Origin of the sequence: Peribacillus sp. NPDC006672, from assembly GCF_050274955.1 — a bacterium.
Taxonomy (GTDB): domain Bacteria; phylum Bacillota; class Bacilli; order Bacillales; family DSM-1321; genus Peribacillus.
Map to the genome: position 1 here is coordinate 410,345 of NZ_JBNNOR010000002.1, position 20,862 is coordinate 431,206.

Here is a 20,862-nt window from a genome sequence, read left to right on the forward strand (position 1 = left end):
AGATGGCTAAATGCAACAACTTTTCTAAGGTTTGTTTCCTAATTTACATCGGGGAGGGATTAGACATGGATAAACATTCGATTTCAGCCGAAAAAGGCGCCTACATAAGCATTGCCGCTTACATATTCTTGTCTGCTCTTAAATTATCATTTGGTTATTTCGGTGATTCTAAAGGGCTTTGGGCAGATGGTTTAAATAATACGACCGACATCATCGCTTCCATAGCCGTATTGATTGGTTTGAAAATTTCGAAGAGGCCTCCTGATGATAATCATTCATATGGTCATTTACGGGCGGAAACCGTAGCCTCGTTGGTAGCTGCCTTCATCATGATTACCGTGGGCATCCAGGTTGCTTACAGTGCTATAGAATCCTTCTTCCAGCAAGATTCAAAAACTGTTCCAAATATGCTGACCGGCTATGTCGCTATATTCTCTGCAATTTTCATGTACGGAATCTACCGTTATAACTTAGCGTTAAGTAAAAAGATCAACAGCTCTTCCATCTACGCCGTTGCACAGGATAATCGTTCCGATGCCCTTGTCAGTGTTGGCGCTTTTATAGGAATCATCGGTACTAAGATGGGAATCCCCTGGCTGGATGCGATAGCTGCAGCTGTAGTAGGGATCATCATCTGCAAAACGGCCTGGGATATCTTCCGTGATGCATCCATCTCTTTAACCGATGGTTTCGACGAGCAGCTCCTGCAAAAGATCGGACAAACCATTATATTGACAGAAGGTGTTAAGGACATGAGTGAAATTAAAGCACGTATGCACGGAAGTGAAATCCTGCTCGAAACTACCGTACATGTTAACCCTCTTTTGACCGTCATCCAAGGTCACGATATTACGGTTAAAATCGAAGAGAATCTTTTGAAGGAATATAACATCCAGCATGTAATCGTTCACATCGAACCATATGCATTCAATAAAAAAGGTAACCGTCATTAACTTTGCGGATACCTTTTTTTATTATTAAATCCTGTAATTCCTTTAATAAAAATGTGTCAAAAAAAGGTATTTATCGACTATTTGCCGAATATTTATTCCAATTGACACATGTGTAAAGAACTCTAATCTGTTATCATAAAAAACAAAATGTAATTATTTTAATATTTTGTAATTTTATTCAAATAAATTAATTTCTGGGCGAAAGTAAAATTCATTTTCCTACAGTATGGAGGGCAAAATGGTATCTAATCGAGAAATGACCATTCACTTTTTATCTTCTCAAAAAAACAGCATCATTTCCAAATGGAAAGATGAGTTGCTCCATTTACCGGACGGATATATGGGGTATTTTAAAGGAGAAGTGGAAAAAATTTTTAATCTGCTAATGGATCAGCTTGAAAAATCGGATACTGACATAGACGATGTGCTGAAGGTCGTAGGTGAAAAAATTGCGTGTGATCGAGTTAATAAACAATTAGATATGGAAAAATTCTTTTCCACAGCAACCATCGGCAGATCCACCATCGTTGAGCACGTTTTGAATTCCGAGGCAACTAAAGAAGAAGTATCCGATTTAATTAAGCAAATAAACGTTTACTTCGATAAACTCATTCATTTTGCATTATCCCGTTATACCGAATTGAAAACGATGGAACTTGAAGAACGCTATCATTTCATTAGCCCAAACCATAAAGACCGTTTGACGCTCCTTGGCCAAATGACATCAAGCTTCGTCCATGAATTCCGAAATCCACTGACTTCCATCATGGGATTCATCCAATTGTTACAGGCAGAACAACCGCAGATAAAATATCTTGATATCATTTCAAAAGAATTGGATCAGCTCAATTACCGGATCACTCAATTTCTTAATATTTCCAAAAAGGAAACTTCAGAAGCGCAACCTGATCTATTTTCGATTGCTCAGCTAGTGAATGAGGTGATCGAATTTCTATATCCCAGCATTTTGGAAGTAAATGCTTCGATTACATGTAATATTGCCGATGATGCCGTCATTTCCGGCTCTAAAGAAGAGTTTCGCCAAGTTTTACTTAATATCATTTTAAATGCCCTTGACGTGGTTGCAGGGATGCCTTCCCCGTCCATTTATATATCAGGCTCTGAATCACCACCCGGCATCCTTACTTTAAACATTTCCAACAATGGGCCTAAGATACCGGACGAAGTCATGCCGAATATTTTTGAACCATTCATCACCACAAAAAAAAGGGGAACGGGATTGGGACTATTCGTCTGTAAAGAAATCGTTTTAAAACATCAAGGAACCTTATCCTGCCACTCTACCGATTTCCTGACGACCTTTTCCATACAATTGAAAACTAAATAATGGATGAATATCCTTTTTTCCTTGGGTTTTCAGTTTGAATTTTTTGACTGATTGACGTCCAGTTACTTATACTAATAGTTAGGTTCCACTACTAATCGAGGTGAATGACCCTATAGATTGAAAATAAAAACCATCATAATTTCATACAAGATAAACGATACTTATTTTTCTTCTAACATTTAATACACACACCATCAGTTCATTCATTATTGGTTTTGGGAGGTGACTGGGATAATTAAGTCGTTCGGTACATCAGGCGATTCAATTAAGTCCCACACTAATTGGACATATTAAGTTTTTTATTAGTCATTATTTTAATCGCTTTAACTGCCTTTTTTGTAGCTTCGGAATTTTCGATCATAAGGGTTCGTAGCTCCAGGATCGATCAATTGATTGAAGAGGGAAACAAAAAAGCCATTGCGGCCAAAAAGGTTACATCCGATCTGGATGAATACCTATCCGCCACACAGCTTGGAATCACCGTTACCGCTCTAGGATTGGGGTGGCTTGGACAACCGACCATCCTCAAATTGGTCGGGCCTTTATTCAATGCCTTGAACATCCCACAAGAAGTTACAAGCATTCTGACATTTGTCATTTCGTTTTCCCTGATAACGTTCCTTAATGTGGTTGTAGGTGAATTGGCTCCAAAGACCGTTGCCATCCAAAAGGCCGAGCAAGTTGCCTTGGCTATTGCCAGCCCTCTGATTTTTTTCCATAAGATTGCCTTTCCCTTCATCTGGATATTGAATCATTCTTCTCGTTTCGTTGTCGGATTATTTGGCTTCAAGCCTGCATCCGAAAGTGAAATAGCACATACGGAAGAAGAGTTGCGTTTAATCCTATCAGATAGCTATAAAAGCGGAGAGATTAACCAATCGGAATTTAAATATGTCAGCAACATTTTTGAATTCGATGACCGTGTTGCTAAAGAAATCATGGTTCCAAGGACAGAAATCATGACCATATCAAAAGATGAAACGGTACAGGAATTCGTCGATGTGGCAAAATTGGAGAAATACACTCGATATCCTGTTGTCGAAGGTGATAAAGACCATGTCATCGGCTTAGTGAACTTAAAGGAAGTCTTCTCGGATCTTATCAAGAATCGTGAAATCCACAACAAAGCGATTGAAAATTACGCTCGTCCGATCATTCGAGTCATGGAGAATATACCCATCCACGATTTGCTGTTGAAAATGCAAAAAGAACGCATTCATATGGCTATTTTGATGGATGAATACGGCGGAACTTCAGGCCTTGTCACAGTTGAAGACATCCTAGAGGAAATCGTTGGGGAAATTCGTGATGAATTCGATATCGATGAAGTTGCATCAATCAGGAAAATTAAGGATGGACACTATATTTTAGACTCTAAACTTCTTGTAAAGGAAGTGAATGATTTACTTGGCATTCACTTAGAAGAAGATGATGTCGATACTATAGGGGGATGGGTCCTTACTGAGAATTATGATGTGAATGTAGGGGACATCATGGAAAAAGACGGATTCTGCTTTAAAGTGATTGAAATGGAAGATCACGCCATTCGTTCCATCGAGGTAACAAAAAAGGTCGTACAGCTTCATTTGGAAGAAGACCTTCCCCAAGGGTAAATTATTAAGAAAAACCACGTAAAAAGTCATTTTACGTGGCTTTTTTTGTGATGTGTTCACTTATCGGATAACCGCCCCATTTTTTTGACCGTTACGATTGGAGGTGTAGTATTTTTTTTCCATATGATATAAAGCAAAATAAGGGCAACGGAAAAACCAGCTCCAGGAATGATATAAGGTGCAGTTATTTCCCTGATTTGCTGCCAATTTTCGCCGAGTATCCGTCCTATGGATAGAAACAATATGGTCCAAGGGATGACAGCGGCAACCGTATAAAATATAAACTTCCATACAGACATCCTTGCAATTCCCGCAGGGATTGAAATGGCATGTCGTACCACAGGAATGAATCGAGCCGTAAAAATCACGCCTACCCCATAACGTTGAAACCACTCTTCAGCCATTACGATATGATTTTCTTTAATTAAAATATATTTTCCATACTTCAAGAGAAAAGGCCGTCCGCCATAATAACCAGCCCAATAGAGAAATAATTGTGCCATCGTCCCACCTACCACACCTGCAAGGACAGCTCCCCAAAAAGTCATTTTCCCCAGGCCAACCAAATAACCACCGTATCCGAGAACAAGCTCACTCGGGATGATTTCAACCATCAGCCCCAATAAAATCCCCATATACCCCATTTCTGCAAACCAATTCAATATAGTCATAATAAGCTGTGATATCATACAATCAGACTCCCCTTACCGCTGATTTCAAATTGTTTGTCCTTCTATCCTATTTCAGCTTCTAAGGTTCTATTCGATTTTTCATATCCTGCTTCACTGTATATCACTTTTAGGAATGCACAAAAAAAGACCAGCTGATATGTGCTCCGGTCTCATTGCATCAATATTCTTTTAGCTCCCGTTTTTGGGAAAATTGAGAAAAAGCAGCCGTGGTGAGTAAGGATGAATCATTTTGTGAAACATTAGTGAAAATCTCCTGGCGTGATTTCGTTTTTTCAATATGAATCCCGAGATTTTTATACTTGTTGATCATTTGATTATTCATGCTTACCCTCCTTTTCTACTGTATCGTTATCCTTTAACTTCCCATTTAACAAAAGGATAAAACCTATTTAAAACATTCCATCAAAAAACATTTTACACGGAGTCAATTTACTTGAATGGTTTGCAGTTGATGTTCATGCACTTCATCTTTTTCTACATGTACCTGCACCTTATATGTTCCCGATTCTTCAAATGATACCTTATTTTGATATGTCCCATTTCCATCTTCTTCTGCTTTGGTGAAATGACTCTCTTCACTGCCTTCCTTCCACACCTCGAAATTTACATCTGCATTTGTCAGCGGCTTCCCATCCAATTCTACGTTTGCTTCAAAGTTCGAACTGTTTCCTGCCTTTACAGGGTTACTTTGAAACTCGATTGATACATCCGTACTTGGATGAACTGATGCACCTGCACCTTCACTTTCATGTTCTGGAACGACCACTTCTTTTTCCGGCATCACATGAAGGTCTTTGGCAGTTACATGGGAAACTACAATATATTTGCCTTGTTCATCAAATGTATGCATCACTTGATATGTGCCACTTCCAGTATTCTTCGCTTCCAGCATTTGCCGTTTATCCTGTCCGGACTTTCTCACTTCAAACATTACTTCATCAGCTTCATTCACAAATTGGCTTCCTTGTTTTACTGTAGTTTCAAGAATGACTTCTTTTCCAGGCTCCAATTTCCCTTTAATGACGATCGATGCATCCATCGATTCTGGAACAGCACTGTTCACTTCTTTATCCTCTGGCATTTCAGACTCTTGGCACCCAGCCAGCATGAATAACAACGCAGTACACATATAGAATTTTTTCATAAGAACTTCCCTTTACAATTTATTTGACTAGAAATCTGCTCTTTCCATATTCCCCATCCTTTCCTTTTTTCGGAATTTTATACTTAATCCACTTCAACCAGTTCTCATCACGGTAACTGAAGTCAGCATGGCTACCGCGATGATGGTTAAAAATGAATATAAAAAAATTGAAGTACCGACAACGCTCAGTCCGCAAAGCAGTACGCAACCATCAATGATAAAAATCAGCAAACCGACATTGAGCCCACTCTTCCTGGAAAGGATCTGTGCCAACATATCCGTTCCGCCTGTAGAGGTCCCATACCGAAGCATCAAGCCTATTCCAAGTCCAATCAACCCTCCCCCAATTATTGCACTTGCATAAATTGGAAGACCCCATCCAGTGACGGCGTCGGAAAAAATATCGATGCATAAAGAGGAAAAAAGCAAGCCATGTAAGCTGTTCAGAAATAGTTTTTTTTCAAAGTACCAAGCATATATATATAATGGAATGCTGCTCAAAATCACAGACATGCCTGTTGGCAGTCCTAAATAGTAATGAAAAATCAGGCCAATCCCTATCATGCCCCCATCCAATAAATGAAAAGGTATCAGAAAAAAATTGATACCCACACCTACTAGCATGCTGCCGGCAATGATTGCTGCCATCCTTTCCATGATTTTCATGGCTGCCACCCCCATTAATCTGCATTAAAACCTGTCCAGTTTCTATAGAATATGTTTATACCGTCCAAAAAATAATGAAACTGATTAATTTTTTATGAAGCAGGTCTTCGGTTTTCTGAATATTCTATAATATAATGCAATAAAGTAGAGAAAACAGTCAAATATCGCTAAATATTAGCTCAAAATGATCCTTTACAAGCAATTTACCGGATTTAAGGAGCCGTAAGCTGTTTGACTCAATCATTAACTCTTTCTATAATGAAAGTATTTAAATTAATTAAATTGAGGTGATTTGATGGGGCATTAAAGAATGTTCGTTTTGACGGACGGACGCTGCTTTGCGTAACGGATATGTGCATACTCTTGAAAAATAGCTGCACTCCTTCATACAGAGATTCTTCTATTTCCCGTCTACGCATCGCTTATCGGCATATACTTTTATTCTCTTCATCACTTAAAAAAGTGGGAGTTCAAGCAGCTGCACATCCATTTACCGCAGCTAGTTTTAATGATTCCCGAAAATATTCAGCAAGGCAAAAAAAATATACTTGTATATTTTAAAAATGTAGGAGGTGGACTCCTTATTCGTCTCGTAGGCGAGTTAAGGGAGACTATTTGGACATAATAAACTTGGTTCTTATTGCCATTTTAATTGCTTTAACAGCATTTTTTGTAGCTACGGAGTTTGCGATTGTTAAAGTGAGAAGCACGAGGGTCGATCAATTAATTGAAGAAGGAAGGCCGAATGCACTTTCAGCAAAGAAGGTAATATCCAACCTGGATGAATACCTCTCAACATGCCAGCTCGGGATTACAGTTACCGCTTTAGGGCTTGGGGTGCTTGGGGAACCGACAGTTGAAAACATTTTGAACCCGCTCTTAAATCAATTGAATCTTCCGGATTCCGCTTCACATGCACTCTCAGTTGCAATTGCCTTTTCTTTCATTACCTTCATACATGTGGTTGTTGGGGAATTGGCACCGAAAACATTGGCGATTCAAAAAGCGGAGCAAATAACTTTATTGGTTTCCAAACCTTTAATTGGTTTTAACAAAGTCATGTATCCTTTCATCTGGGTACTGAACGGCTCTGCAAGGACGCTTACAAAAATGCTAGGATTAAAAGCAGTTTCCGAACATGATTTGGCTCATACAGAAGAAGAGCTACGTATCATTGTTTCTGAAAGCTACAAAAGTGGCGAAATTAACCAATCAGAGTTTAAATATGTGAATAAAATTTTTGAATTCGATGATCGGATTGCAAAAGAAATTATGGTACCACGTACAGAAATAGCAACGGTATCCAAAGATGATACAATTCAACAGTTTTTCACCGTTATGGCGGAAGAGAACTTTACACGATATCCTGTCATCGATGGGGATAAAGATCATGTTATCGGAATGGTCAATATCAAAGAGCTATTCACTGAAATGATCGACAAGAACAATCAGGCAGCATCAGCGATCAACCGATATGTTCGTCCGATCATCCGTGTCATTGACAGTATCCCTATTCATGATTTACTTTTAAAAATGCAAAAGGAACGCATTCACATGGCTATCCTCATGGATGAATACGGAGGTACATCAGGTTTGGTGACCGTTGAAGATATCCTTGAGGAAATCGTCGGCGATATCCGCGATGAGTTCGACCTGGATGAAGTGCCGGATGTCCGCAAATTAAAAGAAGATCACTATATCATCGATGCCAAGGTATTAATCAGTGAAGTGAATGATTTACTTGGATTGGATATCAACGATGAAGATATTGATACGATGGGCGGATGGATCCTTACCGAGAATTACGAGGCCAAACAAGGTGATATCCTGACTTATGGTCCCTATAACTTTAGGATAAAAGAAATGGAAGATCACCATATCTGTTATATTGAAATATATAAACCAGCTAAAGTCGTAAGCGAAGTAAAAGAATTTCCGATGATATCACAAACTGAAATCGTTTCATGATAATAACCCGCGTTCCTAATTGACATCAGGAACGCGGGTTATTTTTTTCCAACTGGTACACGAAATAAAAAAATACATATTATATAAAACCTGCTGCATTTAGATTGAATGATAATAATTAAGTATAGTTCTACCTTTATTGTTTCATACTGGTAGAAAAGCGATACTTTTTGAAGGAGTGAGGAATTATGAAACTCATAACCATTTGCCAACACTGCAAAGGGAAAGGGAAAACCCGTTATCTGCAATTCTTTTCCCGGGACTGCAATCATTGCAAGGGGCAAGGTAAAGCGGTAAAAGATATGTCAAATTTAAGAAATGAGGCAAAAAACCTCTAATAATCTTTCATATTTTGAAGTTCAATTTAATGACACCAGTCTTTTTTAACGTATCATAAACGATCAATATCGAAGGTCCAAGGAAAAGCCCAAGGAAACCAAGCATTTTAAACCCTAAATAAAGACTGACCAACGATGCCAATGGGCTCAATCCCATATTTGCTGAATAAATTTTTGGTTCGATGGTCCTTCTTATAATGGTAATGACCAGGAACAGGATAACGAGGCCAATCCCTAGATGATGGTTTCCTTGCGCCCAAACAATTACGGACCAAGGAACCAGTACAGACCCCGTCCCCAAGATAGGAAGAATATCCACAACAACTATTAACAGCGCCAACGGGATCGTATACTTCACATTTAACAACCATAGTCCTCCATAAGCCATGATGAACGTAATTAAACTCAATAGGATTTGTGCCTTGATGAAGCCAACTGCTGCCCTACTTAAATCTTGATAAACTAGCGATATCTTTTGATAGGTGGATATCTTTAAATAATGGAATGCTTTTTTTCTTAACTTAGGCAATTCAAGACTAATTAAGAATAAAGCGATTAAATAAATTAAAAAATCAATAAAAAAACCCGGAATAAGCGTAACGAACTGAACCATATCCTGAACAAAGCCCTCTGTGAACCCCTCTAGAGCCTTGACTCCCTTTTCTATCGTTTGTTCTATTGACAGAATGAGATTTGGCGGCAATGTTTGGGAATATCGTTCCCACTGCCTTATGACTGGCAATATCGCCGTCAAATACATTTCACGTATGAATCCAGGAAATTCTTCAGAATAAACAATGATCTTCTTGATTAAAACCGAAAAGGAAAAATAAGTGATGCTCATAAGCCCGCCTACATATAAAACAAATGAAATCAATACTGCCCAAAGCCGATGCAGTTTTGCCGTTTCACCAATCATGCGGACCAATCCATCCAATAGAATGGCTGTGAGTAATGCTAAAATCAATGCCCATGAATAGGGAATGACGATTAATATGCCTAAAAGGAAAATACCCCTCCAAAACCAGCGGAAAAAGACAGCGACATTCACTGAACAAACCCTCCTTGCACTTTCTTGTTCTCCTTATATTTATGAAACGGGGTCACATATATTTCGTTTATACGTTTTATTTTCTCAATAAAGGGAAAAAGAGTTATAAAGAGATGGAGGGATTGACATTGGATAGTAAAGATAAAGAAAAGTATCTTGAAGAGCGTAATGATAAATCCAAGGCATTCAAAAAAAATCAGGAAAAACAGCTGGAACGTGATCAAGTAGTCATGCCCATTGAAGATTTACCAATTGATGAAATTAATTATGAACGACAAGAAGAAAGAAATAAAAAGGAAACCAAACACCGCTCCACCAGCGAGAGGTTTTAAAGCAAAAACCAGCCACTAAAGAGGCTGGTTTTTGTTTGCAGGATATACTTCAAAGTATGCCATATGCTTGAATAAATACAGGTACCGATATGGGCAGCCTTTTGAATGATGATATTTCCCATCCCCGCTTCCACCATTGCTTTTTTTATCGCATCTGCTTTTCATGGGTAAAAAGTCCGTTTTCCGTCAAGTTACGGCAAAAATATTATTAAGCTTCCTATCGTCAGCTTGTATATCCTTCCCCCATTGTTTTTTGAGGATTTAGCGAGACTGAGCTCTCGCTTAATTCAATTCATTCAGCCATTAATCTTTCCCATTCCTGGATCGTTTCCAAAAATAAACATTGACTGAAATAAATGATTCATTACAATAGACTTTTAAGAATTAAAGAATATAATGGATTGGTCAACCATTATAAAGGAGAATCATATGACGAACCCTACTCAATTATTTCATCAATATTTACAAGTATCCAGATCATTAGTTAGTAAAATGAATGAACAAATTACAGCCCTTGAAATTTATCATAATCAGTGGACGATCTTGAATTATTTAAAGAACTGTGGATATTCCACCATACCCGATATTTGCAATTACTTGGATGTAGATAGTGTTATCATCACACGTTCGGTCAACAGTATGGAACAGAATAATATGATTAAGCAGGTCCCTGGTAAAGATGAACAGGAAAAGCGAATTGAGCTAACTCCCCGGGGCAAAGAGGTACATACAAAATGCCTTAAAATTGCAGAGAAAATTGAAGGAAAAGCCCTGGATGGCATTACTGAAGAAGAACAGGACTTGTTTTTCCAGACGGTCCTTAAAATCCTCAATAATATAAGAAACTAAATTGGGTGTCTTATATTATTGTTAAGAGAATCACGGCCTTTCCATTTTCCAGTACGAACCGATCTATAGCCATGCCTTTTTTAAAAGTCGGATTCCTTCTTCGATTTCCCTTTCGGTTAAACCACCATACCCAATTAAAATAGTAGGGTCTTTTACCTTCTTTGAATGATAAACCGAAGTTGGATGGACTCTCACGCCAACACTAGCAGCGGTTTGAATGAGCTCTGACTCTGTGCTACTGTTTTTAACTTTTAACAGAACGTGTAATCCTGACTTTTCACCGATTACAGTTACAAGATCATTAAAGTTCTCTTCAATTGCATTCAGCAACACCTTATTCTTTTTACGGTAAATCGTACGCATTTTATTCAGGTGGCGTTCCCAATGGCCATTTTTCATAAAAAGACAGAGCGTTTCTTGAATCATTCTAGAAACGGTCTGTTTGTAACCTTTTAACTTTTCATGATAAAGAATAGCTAACTCCTTTGGTAACACCATATAGCCCACTCTAATCGTTGGAATCAACGATTTTGAAAAGGTGCCTAGGTATAGATGACCCTTCCATTTGTCTCCAACCCCTGCAAGGATGGAATCGGTTTACCTACATGACGGAATTCGCCGTCATAATCATCTTCAATAATATAACCCTCTTTTTCTACTGCCCAATTCAATAATTCCACCCTTCTCGTTATCGGCATGATCATGCCGGAAGGAAATTGATGGGAAGGAGTGACATAGGCAACATTCGCTGCACTCTCTTTCAAAGAGTCCACACTAATTCCACCTTCATCTAATGGAATGAAAGCAACATTGGCTCCCTCCAACCTTAGTACCTCCCTAACCCGATGAAATCCAGGGTCTTCCAACCCAAATATCCGCTCATTTCCAAGAAGCAACCGCAGAAGATGTATGAAATACTGTGTACCTGCCCCAATGATGATTTGATCAGCGCCGCAGCGAACTCCTCTCGATTGAAATAGATAGGAAGAGATCTCAGCCCGGAGCTCCCATTCCCCTTGGGGATCACCACTCATGAACATTTTTCTTTCCTGGAGATACAAAGTATTGTTTAAACATTTTTTCCACACAGCATGCGGGAAAGAATCCATTTCCACCCGGCCATGATTGTAATCGATCATTTTCCTTTCATGCATAGGGCCCTTCACCCCTTCGGTAACATGCAGCGGTTCATTCAAAGGTGAGATCGGGTCTAAATCAGCTACGTAAAAACCTTTCCTTAATTGACTTTCCACATACCCTTCTGCCATCAACTGCTGATAAGCAGTATCTACTGTATTAAGGCCTATCCCTAAATGCATGGCTAGTTTTCGTTTAGAAGGAAGTTTCATACCAGCCTTTATTTGCCCATTCTGGATTTCCATTTTAAAGTATTTATACAATTGGACATATAAAGCTTCTTTATTCGTTTTATCTAAGGTTAGAGTGATTTCAAACATTTGGTCCTCCTTAAAACTGGTTCCATAAAGCATATCAGACTTGGTCCTTATTATAGGACCAGAATATTTTTATAATGAATATATCAATCAAGAGGAGGAGACTATGAAACATATCGAATTACTCGGGAAACACGTGATACTCACCCCAATGATGGAACATCATATCGAACCGCTTTACGCTGCTTCCCTTCCATCTGAAATATGGAAATGGAGCGCAACAAAGATCTTGTCATATGAAGAGGCGATTTCCTATGTAAAGGAAGGCATCCGAGCAAGGGAGCAGGAACTTCATCATCCATTTGTCGTTATCGATCAGACTAATGATGCGATAGTTGGCAGCACTAGCTTAAGGAATATTCAATTTCATAATCAGTCCCTGGAAATCGGTGCGACTTGGTATCATCCCGATAAATGGCGGACAGCCATTAACACAGAATGTAAGTATCTGCTATTGCAGCATGCTTTTGAAAAGTGGCACATGACACGGGTTGAATTCAGGACGGACGAATTGAACAAAAGGTCGCGTGCAGCAATAGCCAGGCTCGGCGCCCTTGAAGAAGGCATTTTACGGATGGAGAAAAAACTGCAAGATGGAAGGATAAGGAATACGGTGGTCTACAGCATTCTCGAGCACGAATGGCCCTGTGTGAAAAAGAACTTGGAAGCTTTTTTGGAAAGGTAAAGATGGAGAAAAAGAGTGCCGCTTATTTGGGACACTCTTTTCCTCTTGCTGCTATTTTTCAGGTGAGTCTTTATGATCCGATTCAATTTTAGTTAATGAATCCTTTTGCCTTTTCGTGGATCGAATGAATATTAAAACGCCAATCGCAAATAAAAGCGGCATTAGTAAAGCAAATAGAAGATAAATCATATCTCCAAAGAACAAGTTCATTCCCCCCTAAGCATTTCAATCCACACTTTTGTCCGTAAAGCTTTTCCGTCAAACTGGAATATCACTGCTTAGTCTCACGGTTCCATCAAATGCTTCGTGACAAGCGAACCATATCCTGGCACTGAATCCCATTTTCATAAAATGCTTCGGAATAATGTCTATTAAAAAAGTCGCGATCGATGCCAATCATTCTAAATCCGCATTTTTGATATAAAGCAAGCTGTCCAATACTTGAATTCCCAGTGCCAATTTCCATCATTTTATACCCTTGTTCCCTTGCATAGCTAATGGCATGTCCAATCAGCTGTCTTCCGATTCCCCTTCCATGATGCCTTTCATCCACTGCAATGTTCATTATCTCTATCAATTCCGGTCCTTTTTGCAGCAAAACATAAACTCCGATGATTCGCTTATCCATCTCGGCAACAAAGCATGTCCCACTTTCCAAATATGCTTTTACCAATTCCCTTGAAGGATCAGCCAATAGCAACAAATGCATCGGCGGTGACTCATCTGCCAATAATTCCCTTATCTTCATCCCCATACAAACCCTTCTCATTTTAGTTCTTCTACAAGAAGCTCCATCAATTCTGATGCCGGAAGTTCCCTGCTCAATTTATACCCTTGCCCTGCCCACAAGGCCATCAATTCAGGATTGTTTTTTTGTCCCGCCGCTTTTCGCATTTGCTTGGTCATGTGATGGACATAAGGATAAGCGACGGGTGCAATGCTATCATATTCCGTTAAAAAGTGATTCATCAACCCGCGTGCCCTCCGGCCGCTAAAGGCGCGGGTAACTGAGGTCTGGGTAAAATGGGGATTTCCGAGAGCTGCCTTATGGACGGGACTTGCCCCGCTTTCGGGACAGCGAAGGAAAGCTGTTCCCAATTGTGCGGCTGTTGCTCCCGCTGAAAGCACGGCAGCGATATCCTTTCCATGCATCAGTCCACCCGCTGCAATGATTGGTAACTTCAGTTCATTTTCAATCATCCGTATTAATACTAAAAGACCGTAATCATCTTCTGTGCCGTTTTCGAAGCTGGCTCGATGGCCCCCTGCCTCAATCCCCTGTACACATAAAACATCCGTACCTGCATCCGCTGCCCTTTTTGCTTCCTGAAGGTTGGTTACTGTCACTACAATAAGGGAACCGACGCTTTTGAGCTCCCTTATTACGTCTTCCGCAGGACAACCAAACGTAAAACTGACGACATCCACCCGAGCTTCTTTTAATGCTGTTAGTTTATTTTCCCAATCATCATCATCACTATCGGCTTTTCCAATCTCAACCCCTACACTCTCGGCCTCTTTTTCAATTTTTTTACGATAGGCAGATAATAAAGTTTCATCCACCACTTCGTTACCTGGCACAAATACATTCACGCCAAATGGGCGCTGGGTCAAGTTACGAGTCCGCCCTATCTCGTCTTTCATCTGTTCTGCAGTCTTATAGCCAGCGGCGAGAAATCCCAATCCTCCCGCATTGGACACTGAAGCCGCAAGCCTTGGAGTGGAGGCTCCTCCAGCCATCGGTGCTTGAATGATTGGATATCTCATTAAATCTTTGAACATTCGATACAACTCCCTTTTCATTTTTCTACATGCTCTTATCATTTTTACGTTTTCTTGGTATAATGATTGTCTGTAAGAGAAAAGTGTCTTAATGATCACCCTTTATATCTTGCAAATATAAAACATAGGTGGTAAATCAAAAATGGAAACAAAGCCCTATAGAGTTTTACTGTACTATTTATATGTACCAATCGAGAACCACGAGGAATTCGCAGCCGAACATCTTGAAGCTTGTAAAGAGCTTGAATTAAAAGGCCGAATCCTGGTGGCATCAGAAGGAATCAATGGAACTGTTTCAGGTACGATTGAACAAACCAACCAATATATGGACATGATGAGAAGCGATTCCCGCTTTGCTGATATCGTGTTTAAAATAGATGAAGCAGATGGCCATGCTTTCAAAAAAATGCATGTTCGTCCGAAAAATGAACTTGTCACGCTTCGATTGGAAGATGACATCAATCCTAATCAGACAACAGGCAACTACTTGAGCCCGAAGGAATTTTTCGAGCAAATGCAAGATGAGAATACAGTCGTCCTTGATGCCAGAAATGACTATGAATTTGATTTAGGACATTTCAGGGGCGCAATCAAGCCGGAAATCACGAATTTCCGCGAACTTCCGGATTGGGTCCGTGAAAATAAACAAATGTTCGAAGGCAAAAAAATCCTTACGTATTGCACAGGCGGTATCCGCTGTGAGAAATTCTCAGGCTGGCTTGTCGAAGAAGGCTTTGAGGATGTTAGCCAGCTGCATGGCGGCATCGCAACATACGGGAAGGATCCCGAAGTCCAAGGTGACCTTTGGGATGGACAAATGTATGTATTCGATGAAAGAATTGCCGTACCCATCAATCAAAAGGAACACGTCATTGTCGGACGCGATATTTATTCCGGCGAGCCTTGTGAACGCTATGTCAATTGCGCCAACCCTGAATGCAACAAGAAAATCCTATGCAGTGAAGAGAACGAACACAAACATATGCGCAGCTGCACTCACGAATGCCGAGTGCATCCGCGTAACCGCTATGTAGTCGAGCATAACCTTTCTGAAGAAGAAGTGGCTGAGAGATTACAGCGAATCGAAGAAACCATCACGGCAAAATGATTAAGCAAACCCGAATCAGTGGACATGATCCCTATTCGGGTTTTTTTATAGCCTGCATCCAATCCCCAAATGGAACCAAATCTTATTTTCCCAATATTAAAACTGTTAACTCTTCAGAACTGCCCAAACCGGATATTACTTACATTCTTACTTCTATATCAAAATAGAAAAAACCTTCTTTTAATGTAAAAGAAAGAATTAATCCACTAACTTCTATTGCTTTTTCATGATTGTCCCTGCATGAAAAAAGCGATTCCTCTTAAGAAGAATCGCTCCGCATCAATAATTTCATTTTGCCTCTGCACCAACAACAATTCCGCAAGCTTGTCTATCGCCTGCATCACCAGTTTTCAAGGTATCTCCATCAGATCCTTTTTCTCCACTGGCTTCATAACGATCAGGAATATTGGCAAAGTTGTCTGGATTTGCATGAACGATGACAGCCAACTCTTCTTTCTTCAGTTGGTCTATTGTCATGTTATCCAATGTTGCCGTATATTTCGCTGTCCCATCTTCTTTTACATAGAGAGGGGGCATGTCCCCTGCATGATTCGAGTGCGTTTCATCAGTTGGATTGAAGTGTCCTCCCGCTGTAGTGAAAGGGCCTTCCTTAGCACGTGCGTCACATGCTGCGTTTTCGTGAATATGGAATCCATGATAGCCTGGCTCAAGGCCTTCCAAAGCGGTTTCGATCACCACAGCATTCTCTTCCGCGGTAAAGTTTACAGTACCAAGGGTTTTACCTTTTATATCTTTTACTTCCGCTTTCACCTGCGGATCCACCTCTGTATCTGTTCCTTGTCCCACTGTATTCATATCCTCGGCATTTTTGTCGGTTTGATTTGAATCATCCGCTGAATTACATCCATACAGTAAAAGGGCAGCACACATAGGCAGCACAAGTTTTTGCTTATAGTTCATGATAATTTCCCTCCCTCTCTTATATGTATCTTCCTCTTATTACTTTCCACCATTATGGAAAAATAAACAGGTAGAGTTATAAATAGGCAAATAGATTACACCAGCGAGTAGAATACCTTACTAAATTCACAGACAAAGATCTTATAATATAGCTTAATGGGCTCACATTTTACAAAGTGATGACACCGAAAGCAATGGCTGCAATCGTCATGATAATGGTTGTCCCAAACGCCCATTTAAACAGGAATTTTTGGTGATCCCCAAAGTCCACCCCTACAAGACCAATCAATATGAATGTGGCAGGCACCAATGGCGATAATGGGAATCCTGTGGTCGAATGACCTAATAAAGCCGCCCTTCCGATTTCAACAGGGGCAATACCGAAGTTCGATGCCGCTTCACTGATAATCGGTAGAATGCCAAAGTAATAGGCATCAGGTGAAAAAATGAACCCCATCGGAATGCTCGTAAGCGCTACGACCAGCGGCAAATGTGCCCCAAGCCAATCCGGAATGACGGTTACGATTGAAGCTGCCATCGAGTCCATCATCTTCGTTTCTGTGAATACACCCGTAAATATCCCTGCAGCAAAAATGAGTGTACAGATCATCACAAAACTATTGGCATGACTTAAAATCCTTTCCTGCTGTTCTTGTGGGTTCGGAAAGTTAACAAATAACGCAATCGCAAAAGCGGAGGCAAATAGGATTTGGATTGGCAGCACTTCCATCACCAGCAATACCATCAGTAAAATCGTCAAGATCCAATTAAACCAAAATAACTTGGATGTTCCTTCAGGTGTGGTTTCAACAGCTGCAGCCTGTTCACTCATACCAGGTGGCATGGTCCTCCCCATCGACCTGACTCCTAATCTCTCTCTTTCCTTTTTGCCAAGTACATATGCCGAAAGAAGTGTCCATAAAAGCCCGCAAATCATGACTGGAATGAGAGGAATGAATAACTCCGATACTTGAACTTGAAGGCTCGCGGCCGCTCTCACCAAAGGTCCTCCCCAAGGAATCATATTCATGACCCCAGCACCTAAACCAACGACACAGGCCAATACAAGTCTGTTCATTCCTAATTTCATATAAAGCGGCAGCATGGCCGAAACCGTGATCATGAATGTGGAAGAACCATCCCCATCCAAACCTACCAACATGGTTATAATGGCAGTTGCCATGACAACCTTTAGCGGGTCGCCTTTTACAAAACTCAGTATTTTAGCGATCATGGGCTCGAATAAACCAACGTCAATCATTAAACCAAAATATAAAATAGCAAAAACAATCATGACTGCTGTTGGTGTCACCTTTAAAATACCTGCCACCATCATATCTCCCATTTCAGATGCAAACCCGCCAACCACACCAAAAACTATCGCCGTGAGGATAAAAGCGACGACTACGGATAGACGCTTTGTGATGACTAATACCAGAAACGTTAAAATCATGCAAAATCCTAAAATAGTTAACATGTAAAAAACTCCTTTAATTCCCTTTTGTTTTATCTAACTTTTCTGAAAAATCAATATTTTCACATTATATCATTTGCACATTCATTAAAAAACCAGTTTTTGTAAACTGAAATCAAATTCGTTTAATAAATTAGTTAATTTCTGTATACTATTATTTAGGAACCCGAAGTTTTTTCGGAGGAAAGAAGTGTTGCATGTAAAATGAATGCTCATAAAGTAGCTAAACGGAATCTTTTCATCATGTGGTTCGCCAACTTCTTCATCGGCGGAAGCATGACGATGGTTCTTCCATTCATATCTTTATACATTGGTACATTCGGGGATTATTCGACCCAATATATCCAGCATTGGTCCGGATGGACATTTGGTATCACTTTTGTGACTGCCTTTTTATTTTCTCCTATTTGGGGACGGATTGGCGACCGGTATGGCAGGAAGAAAATCTTGATTGCCTGTGCCTTTGGGATGGGACTGTCCATCTTCTTGATGGGATTCGTTGAAAATGTTTGGCAGCTATTCGTCTTAAGGATGTTCACGGGAATATTCACTGGATTCATTTCCATGTCACAGGCCTTCATATCAACGCAGACTCCGAAAGAGATTGCCGGACGCGTACTGGGAACACTGCAAACGGGTAATATAACTGGTTCACTTTTCGGACCATTGCTTGGCGGCATTCTTGCAGACACACTCGGCTATTCAACCGCCTTTAAATTCACCTCTATCACCATTTTCATCTCTGGACTTCTAGTTTTTGCAACTAAGGAGTATCAAATGGAACGGCAAAAGGGAACAAAGTCGAGCTATACAAGCAAGGAGGTTCTCTCGCATATCATGCGGAATCCGATCCTAGTGAATGTCATGCTCATTTCGACACTTGTTCAAGTAGCCCACTTCAGCATCCAGCCCATTCTTTCTTTATACGTTGGCGAGCTGCATGGAACTTCCAATCTTGGATTTTATTCAGGTATCGCCTTTTCTGCGGCAGGCCTAGGGAATTTATTGATGGCGCGTCACTGGGGCAAGATAGGTGATCGGCATGGACATGTGAAGATTCTTGTGTTGCTTCTTTTTCTGACCGCTACTGTCTACTTGCCTGGCGCCTTCATCAATCATTTTTGGCAGCTTGTTTTTGTACGTTTCATACTTGGCATGGCAATAGGCGGCATCATCCCTGTAAGGATTGCCTACATTCGCCAAGAAGCGCCAGTCGCAATGCAGGGGGAAGTACTTGGGTACAATACAAGCCTGCGCTTTTTAGGCAATATCATCGGACCTGCAATGGGCGGTATGGTAGCTGGTTTCTATGGATTCTCCGCTGTTTTCATCACGACCAGTACCTTGCTCCTCATCGCCGGCCTAGTCCTCTATTACGCGATGCACCGCAATCCGGAGCTGGCCAGATCACATTAATCTTCGGGCGAAAAAACCTGCTTCCAGATGGAAGCAGGTTTTTATCGTTTAACGCACATACAGCCGTATTGCCAGATACATCTGGAACTGGATTTTGTTTTGGTCAGATTCCGATCCAGGCAGTGTTGCCGTTATTCAATAGTACATAATCATCAAGCATCAGAGTTATTGTGAATGCGGAATCATCGAAGGAAACCAGAAAATGATTTGAAACGGGTCACTTTCAAGCCTATCAATGAAATAACATGCTTTATAAAAATAGGTTAAAAGAAATGAATCAAACTGCCTGAAGGGCCTAGCTGAGGCTGACTACTTTAATATCTTCCTACCCACCCATAAACTGATAAGTATTTTTTCTGCACTTCAATTTTATGTTAAGATTATTTTAGGCAAATTTTATGAAAGTAAAAGACGCAAAGCCACGGGCCTAAACCAACAACTTAGTTGTCATGGCAGCCGGGCCGCCATGATTTATCTTGATTAGATCGCTTATTCATTTATTTCGTCCCCTTTTTAATTTGCCTAAAAATTAGAAAAAAGAGGGTTATATATGTTTTTTCCAACCATTTATTCAGCTGCTACGGATGAGAGACACATCGTTAAAGATAAAAATACATGTGCATGCGGCACAAGATATAATGTATTCGCAATGTTGACCAGAAGCGACCTTCGAAAGATCAGGTTCAAGCATTATAAAGAAGTGACATGTCCAACATGTAAATCCAGTATCTTTGATAAGGAATAGCCACTTAATGGTGGTGCCCATCCCAATATGTATCGCCAAGGAAAGCTTCTTGAAAATGGCTGTCCATTAAGATAATGATATATCTCCTCCCTATACGGAGTTGCGAGTTCACTTTCCCTTCCACGGATACCATCCCTTTTAGTCATGATGATTTCTTTATATTTATGATACAGTTGTTCTTTCATTTGATCCCATTCCAAGGCTTTTTCTGCCTGCCTTACAATCAGGTTCGAATGGTAAGGCAGTGACTCCTCTTCCAGTTTCAGCCCCAATGTAAATCATTTCTGCAGTCTTGAGAACCACTACCAACAGAATCGGCAACT

23 protein-coding genes and 1 riboswitch are annotated in these 20,862 nt (G+C 40.2%); of the genes, 9 read left to right on the forward strand and 14 right to left on the reverse strand.

What is annotated here, in order from left to right:
- Nucleotides 1-65: 65 nt before the first annotated feature.
- The 3 genes from ACQKKK_RS05375 (at nt 66) to ACQKKK_RS05385 (ending at nt 3,914) form a co-directional block, all read left to right on the forward strand.
- Nucleotides 66-953, forward strand: coding sequence for a cation diffusion facilitator family transporter (locus ACQKKK_RS05375; RefSeq protein WP_427614612.1), 888 nt, complete (start codon nt 66-68; stop codon nt 951-953).
- A gap of 238 nt (nt 954-1,191) precedes the next feature.
- On the forward strand, nt 1,192-2,301 hold the full coding sequence (locus ACQKKK_RS05380) for a histidine kinase N-terminal domain-containing protein (protein WP_427614614.1): 1,110 nt from the start codon (nt 1,192-1,194) through the stop codon (nt 2,299-2,301).
- A gap of 281 nt (nt 2,302-2,582) precedes the next feature.
- Nucleotides 2,583-3,914: a hemolysin family protein gene (locus ACQKKK_RS05385; RefSeq protein ID WP_427614616.1), complete on the forward strand. Its 1,332-nt coding sequence runs from the start codon at nt 2,583-2,585 to the stop codon at nt 3,912-3,914.
- 56 nt (nt 3,915-3,970) lie between these two features.
- Here ACQKKK_RS05385 and ACQKKK_RS05390 read toward each other — a convergent pair whose 3' ends face one another.
- From ACQKKK_RS05390 to ACQKKK_RS05405, 4 genes are all read right to left on the reverse strand, one after another.
- The gene (locus ACQKKK_RS05390; protein ID WP_427614617.1) at nt 3,971-4,603 is read right to left on the reverse strand and encodes a DedA family protein; all 633 of its coding nucleotides are present in this window, start codon (nt 4,601-4,603) and stop codon (nt 3,971-3,973) included.
- Between the two features lie 160 nt (nt 4,604-4,763).
- Nucleotides 4,764-4,928 carry an Lmo0850 family protein gene (locus ACQKKK_RS05395; protein WP_185147867.1) on the reverse strand — a complete coding sequence of 55 codons (165 nt, stop codon included), beginning with the start codon at nt 4,926-4,928 and terminating at the stop codon, nt 4,764-4,766.
- 102 nt (nt 4,929-5,030) lie between these two features.
- Nucleotides 5,031-5,750 carry a FixH family protein gene (locus ACQKKK_RS05400; protein WP_427614619.1) on the reverse strand — a complete coding sequence of 240 codons (720 nt, stop codon included), beginning with the start codon at nt 5,748-5,750 and terminating at the stop codon, nt 5,031-5,033.
- A gap of 93 nt (nt 5,751-5,843) precedes the next feature.
- Entirely contained in the window at nt 5,844-6,416 is a 573-nt protein-coding gene (locus ACQKKK_RS05405) for a YitT family protein (protein WP_427614621.1), read from the reverse strand.
- A gap of 615 nt (nt 6,417-7,031) precedes the next feature.
- Between ACQKKK_RS05405 and ACQKKK_RS05410 the strand changes: the two genes are divergently transcribed.
- Complete coding sequence (locus tag ACQKKK_RS05410) at nt 7,032-8,384, forward strand: hemolysin family protein (RefSeq protein WP_427614623.1); 1,353 nt, start codon at nt 7,032-7,034, stop codon at nt 8,382-8,384.
- 345 nt (nt 8,385-8,729) lie between these two features.
- On the opposite strand, the gene ytvI is transcribed toward ACQKKK_RS05410, so the two are convergent.
- The gene (ytvI, locus tag ACQKKK_RS05415; protein WP_427614625.1) at nt 8,730-9,773 is read right to left on the reverse strand and encodes a sporulation integral membrane protein YtvI; all 1,044 of its coding nucleotides are present in this window, start codon (nt 9,771-9,773) and stop codon (nt 8,730-8,732) included.
- 128 nt (nt 9,774-9,901) lie between these two features.
- Here ytvI and ACQKKK_RS05420 point away from each other — a divergent pair, with 128 nt between their 5' ends.
- Complete coding sequence (locus ACQKKK_RS05420; protein WP_427614626.1) at nt 9,902-10,105, forward strand: hypothetical protein; 204 nt, start codon at nt 9,902-9,904, stop codon at nt 10,103-10,105.
- 429 nt (nt 10,106-10,534) lie between these two features.
- Nucleotides 10,535-10,954 (forward strand): MarR family winged helix-turn-helix transcriptional regulator, encoded by a 420-nt coding sequence (locus tag ACQKKK_RS05425; RefSeq protein ID WP_427614628.1) that lies wholly within the window; start codon nt 10,535-10,537, stop codon nt 10,952-10,954.
- Between the two features lie 63 nt (nt 10,955-11,017).
- Here the strand turns inward: ACQKKK_RS05425 and ACQKKK_RS05430 are convergent, their stop codons facing one another.
- A complete protein-coding gene (locus ACQKKK_RS05430) occupies nt 11,018-11,452 on the reverse strand; it encodes a hypothetical protein (RefSeq protein WP_427614630.1) in 435 nt (144 codons plus the stop codon).
- A 44-nt stretch (nt 11,453-11,496) separates the two neighbouring features.
- On the reverse strand, nt 11,497-12,411 hold the full coding sequence (locus tag ACQKKK_RS05435; RefSeq protein ID WP_427614631.1) for a PLP-dependent aminotransferase family protein: 915 nt from the start codon (nt 12,409-12,411) through the stop codon (nt 11,497-11,499).
- A gap of 103 nt (nt 12,412-12,514) precedes the next feature.
- On the opposite strand from ACQKKK_RS05435, the gene ACQKKK_RS05440 reads away from it, so the two are divergent.
- Nucleotides 12,515-13,093: a GNAT family N-acetyltransferase gene (locus tag ACQKKK_RS05440; protein ID WP_427614632.1), complete on the forward strand. Its 579-nt coding sequence runs from the start codon at nt 12,515-12,517 to the stop codon at nt 13,091-13,093.
- A gap of 51 nt (nt 13,094-13,144) precedes the next feature.
- Here ACQKKK_RS05440 and ACQKKK_RS05445 read toward each other — a convergent pair whose 3' ends face one another.
- From ACQKKK_RS05445 to ACQKKK_RS05455, 3 genes are all read right to left on the reverse strand, one after another.
- On the reverse strand, nt 13,145-13,297 hold the full coding sequence (locus ACQKKK_RS05445) for a hypothetical protein (protein ID WP_427614633.1): 153 nt from the start codon (nt 13,295-13,297) through the stop codon (nt 13,145-13,147).
- A 91-nt stretch (nt 13,298-13,388) separates the two neighbouring features.
- The gene (locus ACQKKK_RS05450) at nt 13,389-13,841 is read right to left on the reverse strand and encodes a GNAT family N-acetyltransferase (protein ID WP_427614807.1); all 453 of its coding nucleotides are present in this window, start codon (nt 13,839-13,841) and stop codon (nt 13,389-13,391) included.
- 17 nt (nt 13,842-13,858) lie between these two features.
- Nucleotides 13,859-14,875, reverse strand: a complete 1,017-nt coding sequence (locus tag ACQKKK_RS05455) for a nitronate monooxygenase (RefSeq protein WP_427614635.1) — start codon at nt 14,873-14,875, stop codon at nt 13,859-13,861.
- A gap of 142 nt (nt 14,876-15,017) precedes the next feature.
- On the opposite strand from ACQKKK_RS05455, the gene ACQKKK_RS05460 reads away from it, so the two are divergent.
- Nucleotides 15,018-15,983 (forward strand): rhodanese-related sulfurtransferase, encoded by a 966-nt coding sequence (locus ACQKKK_RS05460; protein ID WP_427614637.1) that lies wholly within the window; start codon nt 15,018-15,020, stop codon nt 15,981-15,983.
- 288 nt (nt 15,984-16,271) lie between these two features.
- Here the strand turns inward: ACQKKK_RS05460 and ACQKKK_RS05465 are convergent, their stop codons facing one another.
- Both ACQKKK_RS05465 and ACQKKK_RS05470 read right to left on the reverse strand, forming a co-directional pair.
- Complete coding sequence (locus ACQKKK_RS05465; protein WP_427614638.1) at nt 16,272-16,904, reverse strand: superoxide dismutase family protein; 633 nt, start codon at nt 16,902-16,904, stop codon at nt 16,272-16,274.
- A 169-nt stretch (nt 16,905-17,073) separates the two neighbouring features.
- Nucleotides 17,074-18,381: a CitMHS family transporter gene (locus tag ACQKKK_RS05470; protein WP_427614642.1), complete on the reverse strand. Its 1,308-nt coding sequence runs from the start codon at nt 18,379-18,381 to the stop codon at nt 17,074-17,076.
- 201 nt (nt 18,382-18,582) lie between these two features.
- Here ACQKKK_RS05470 and ACQKKK_RS05475 point away from each other — a divergent pair, with 201 nt between their 5' ends.
- Nucleotides 18,583-19,794: an MFS transporter gene (locus ACQKKK_RS05475; protein ID WP_125161078.1), complete on the forward strand. Its 1,212-nt coding sequence runs from the start codon at nt 18,583-18,585 to the stop codon at nt 19,792-19,794.
- Nucleotides 19,795-20,172: 378 nt separating this feature from the next.
- A riboswitch (cyclic di-GMP riboswitch) is annotated at nt 20,173-20,263 on the forward strand.
- A gap of 221 nt (nt 20,264-20,484) precedes the next feature.
- On the opposite strand, the gene ACQKKK_RS05480 is transcribed toward ACQKKK_RS05475, so the two are convergent.
- Nucleotides 20,485-20,724, reverse strand: a complete 240-nt coding sequence (locus tag ACQKKK_RS05480; RefSeq protein WP_427614644.1) for a hypothetical protein — start codon at nt 20,722-20,724, stop codon at nt 20,485-20,487.
- Complete coding sequence (locus ACQKKK_RS05485; protein WP_427614646.1) at nt 20,702-20,860, reverse strand: hypothetical protein; 159 nt, start codon at nt 20,858-20,860, stop codon at nt 20,702-20,704. The genes ACQKKK_RS05480 and ACQKKK_RS05485 overlap by 23 nt, the downstream gene beginning before the upstream one ends.
- Nucleotides 20,861-20,862: the final 2 nt, after the last annotated feature.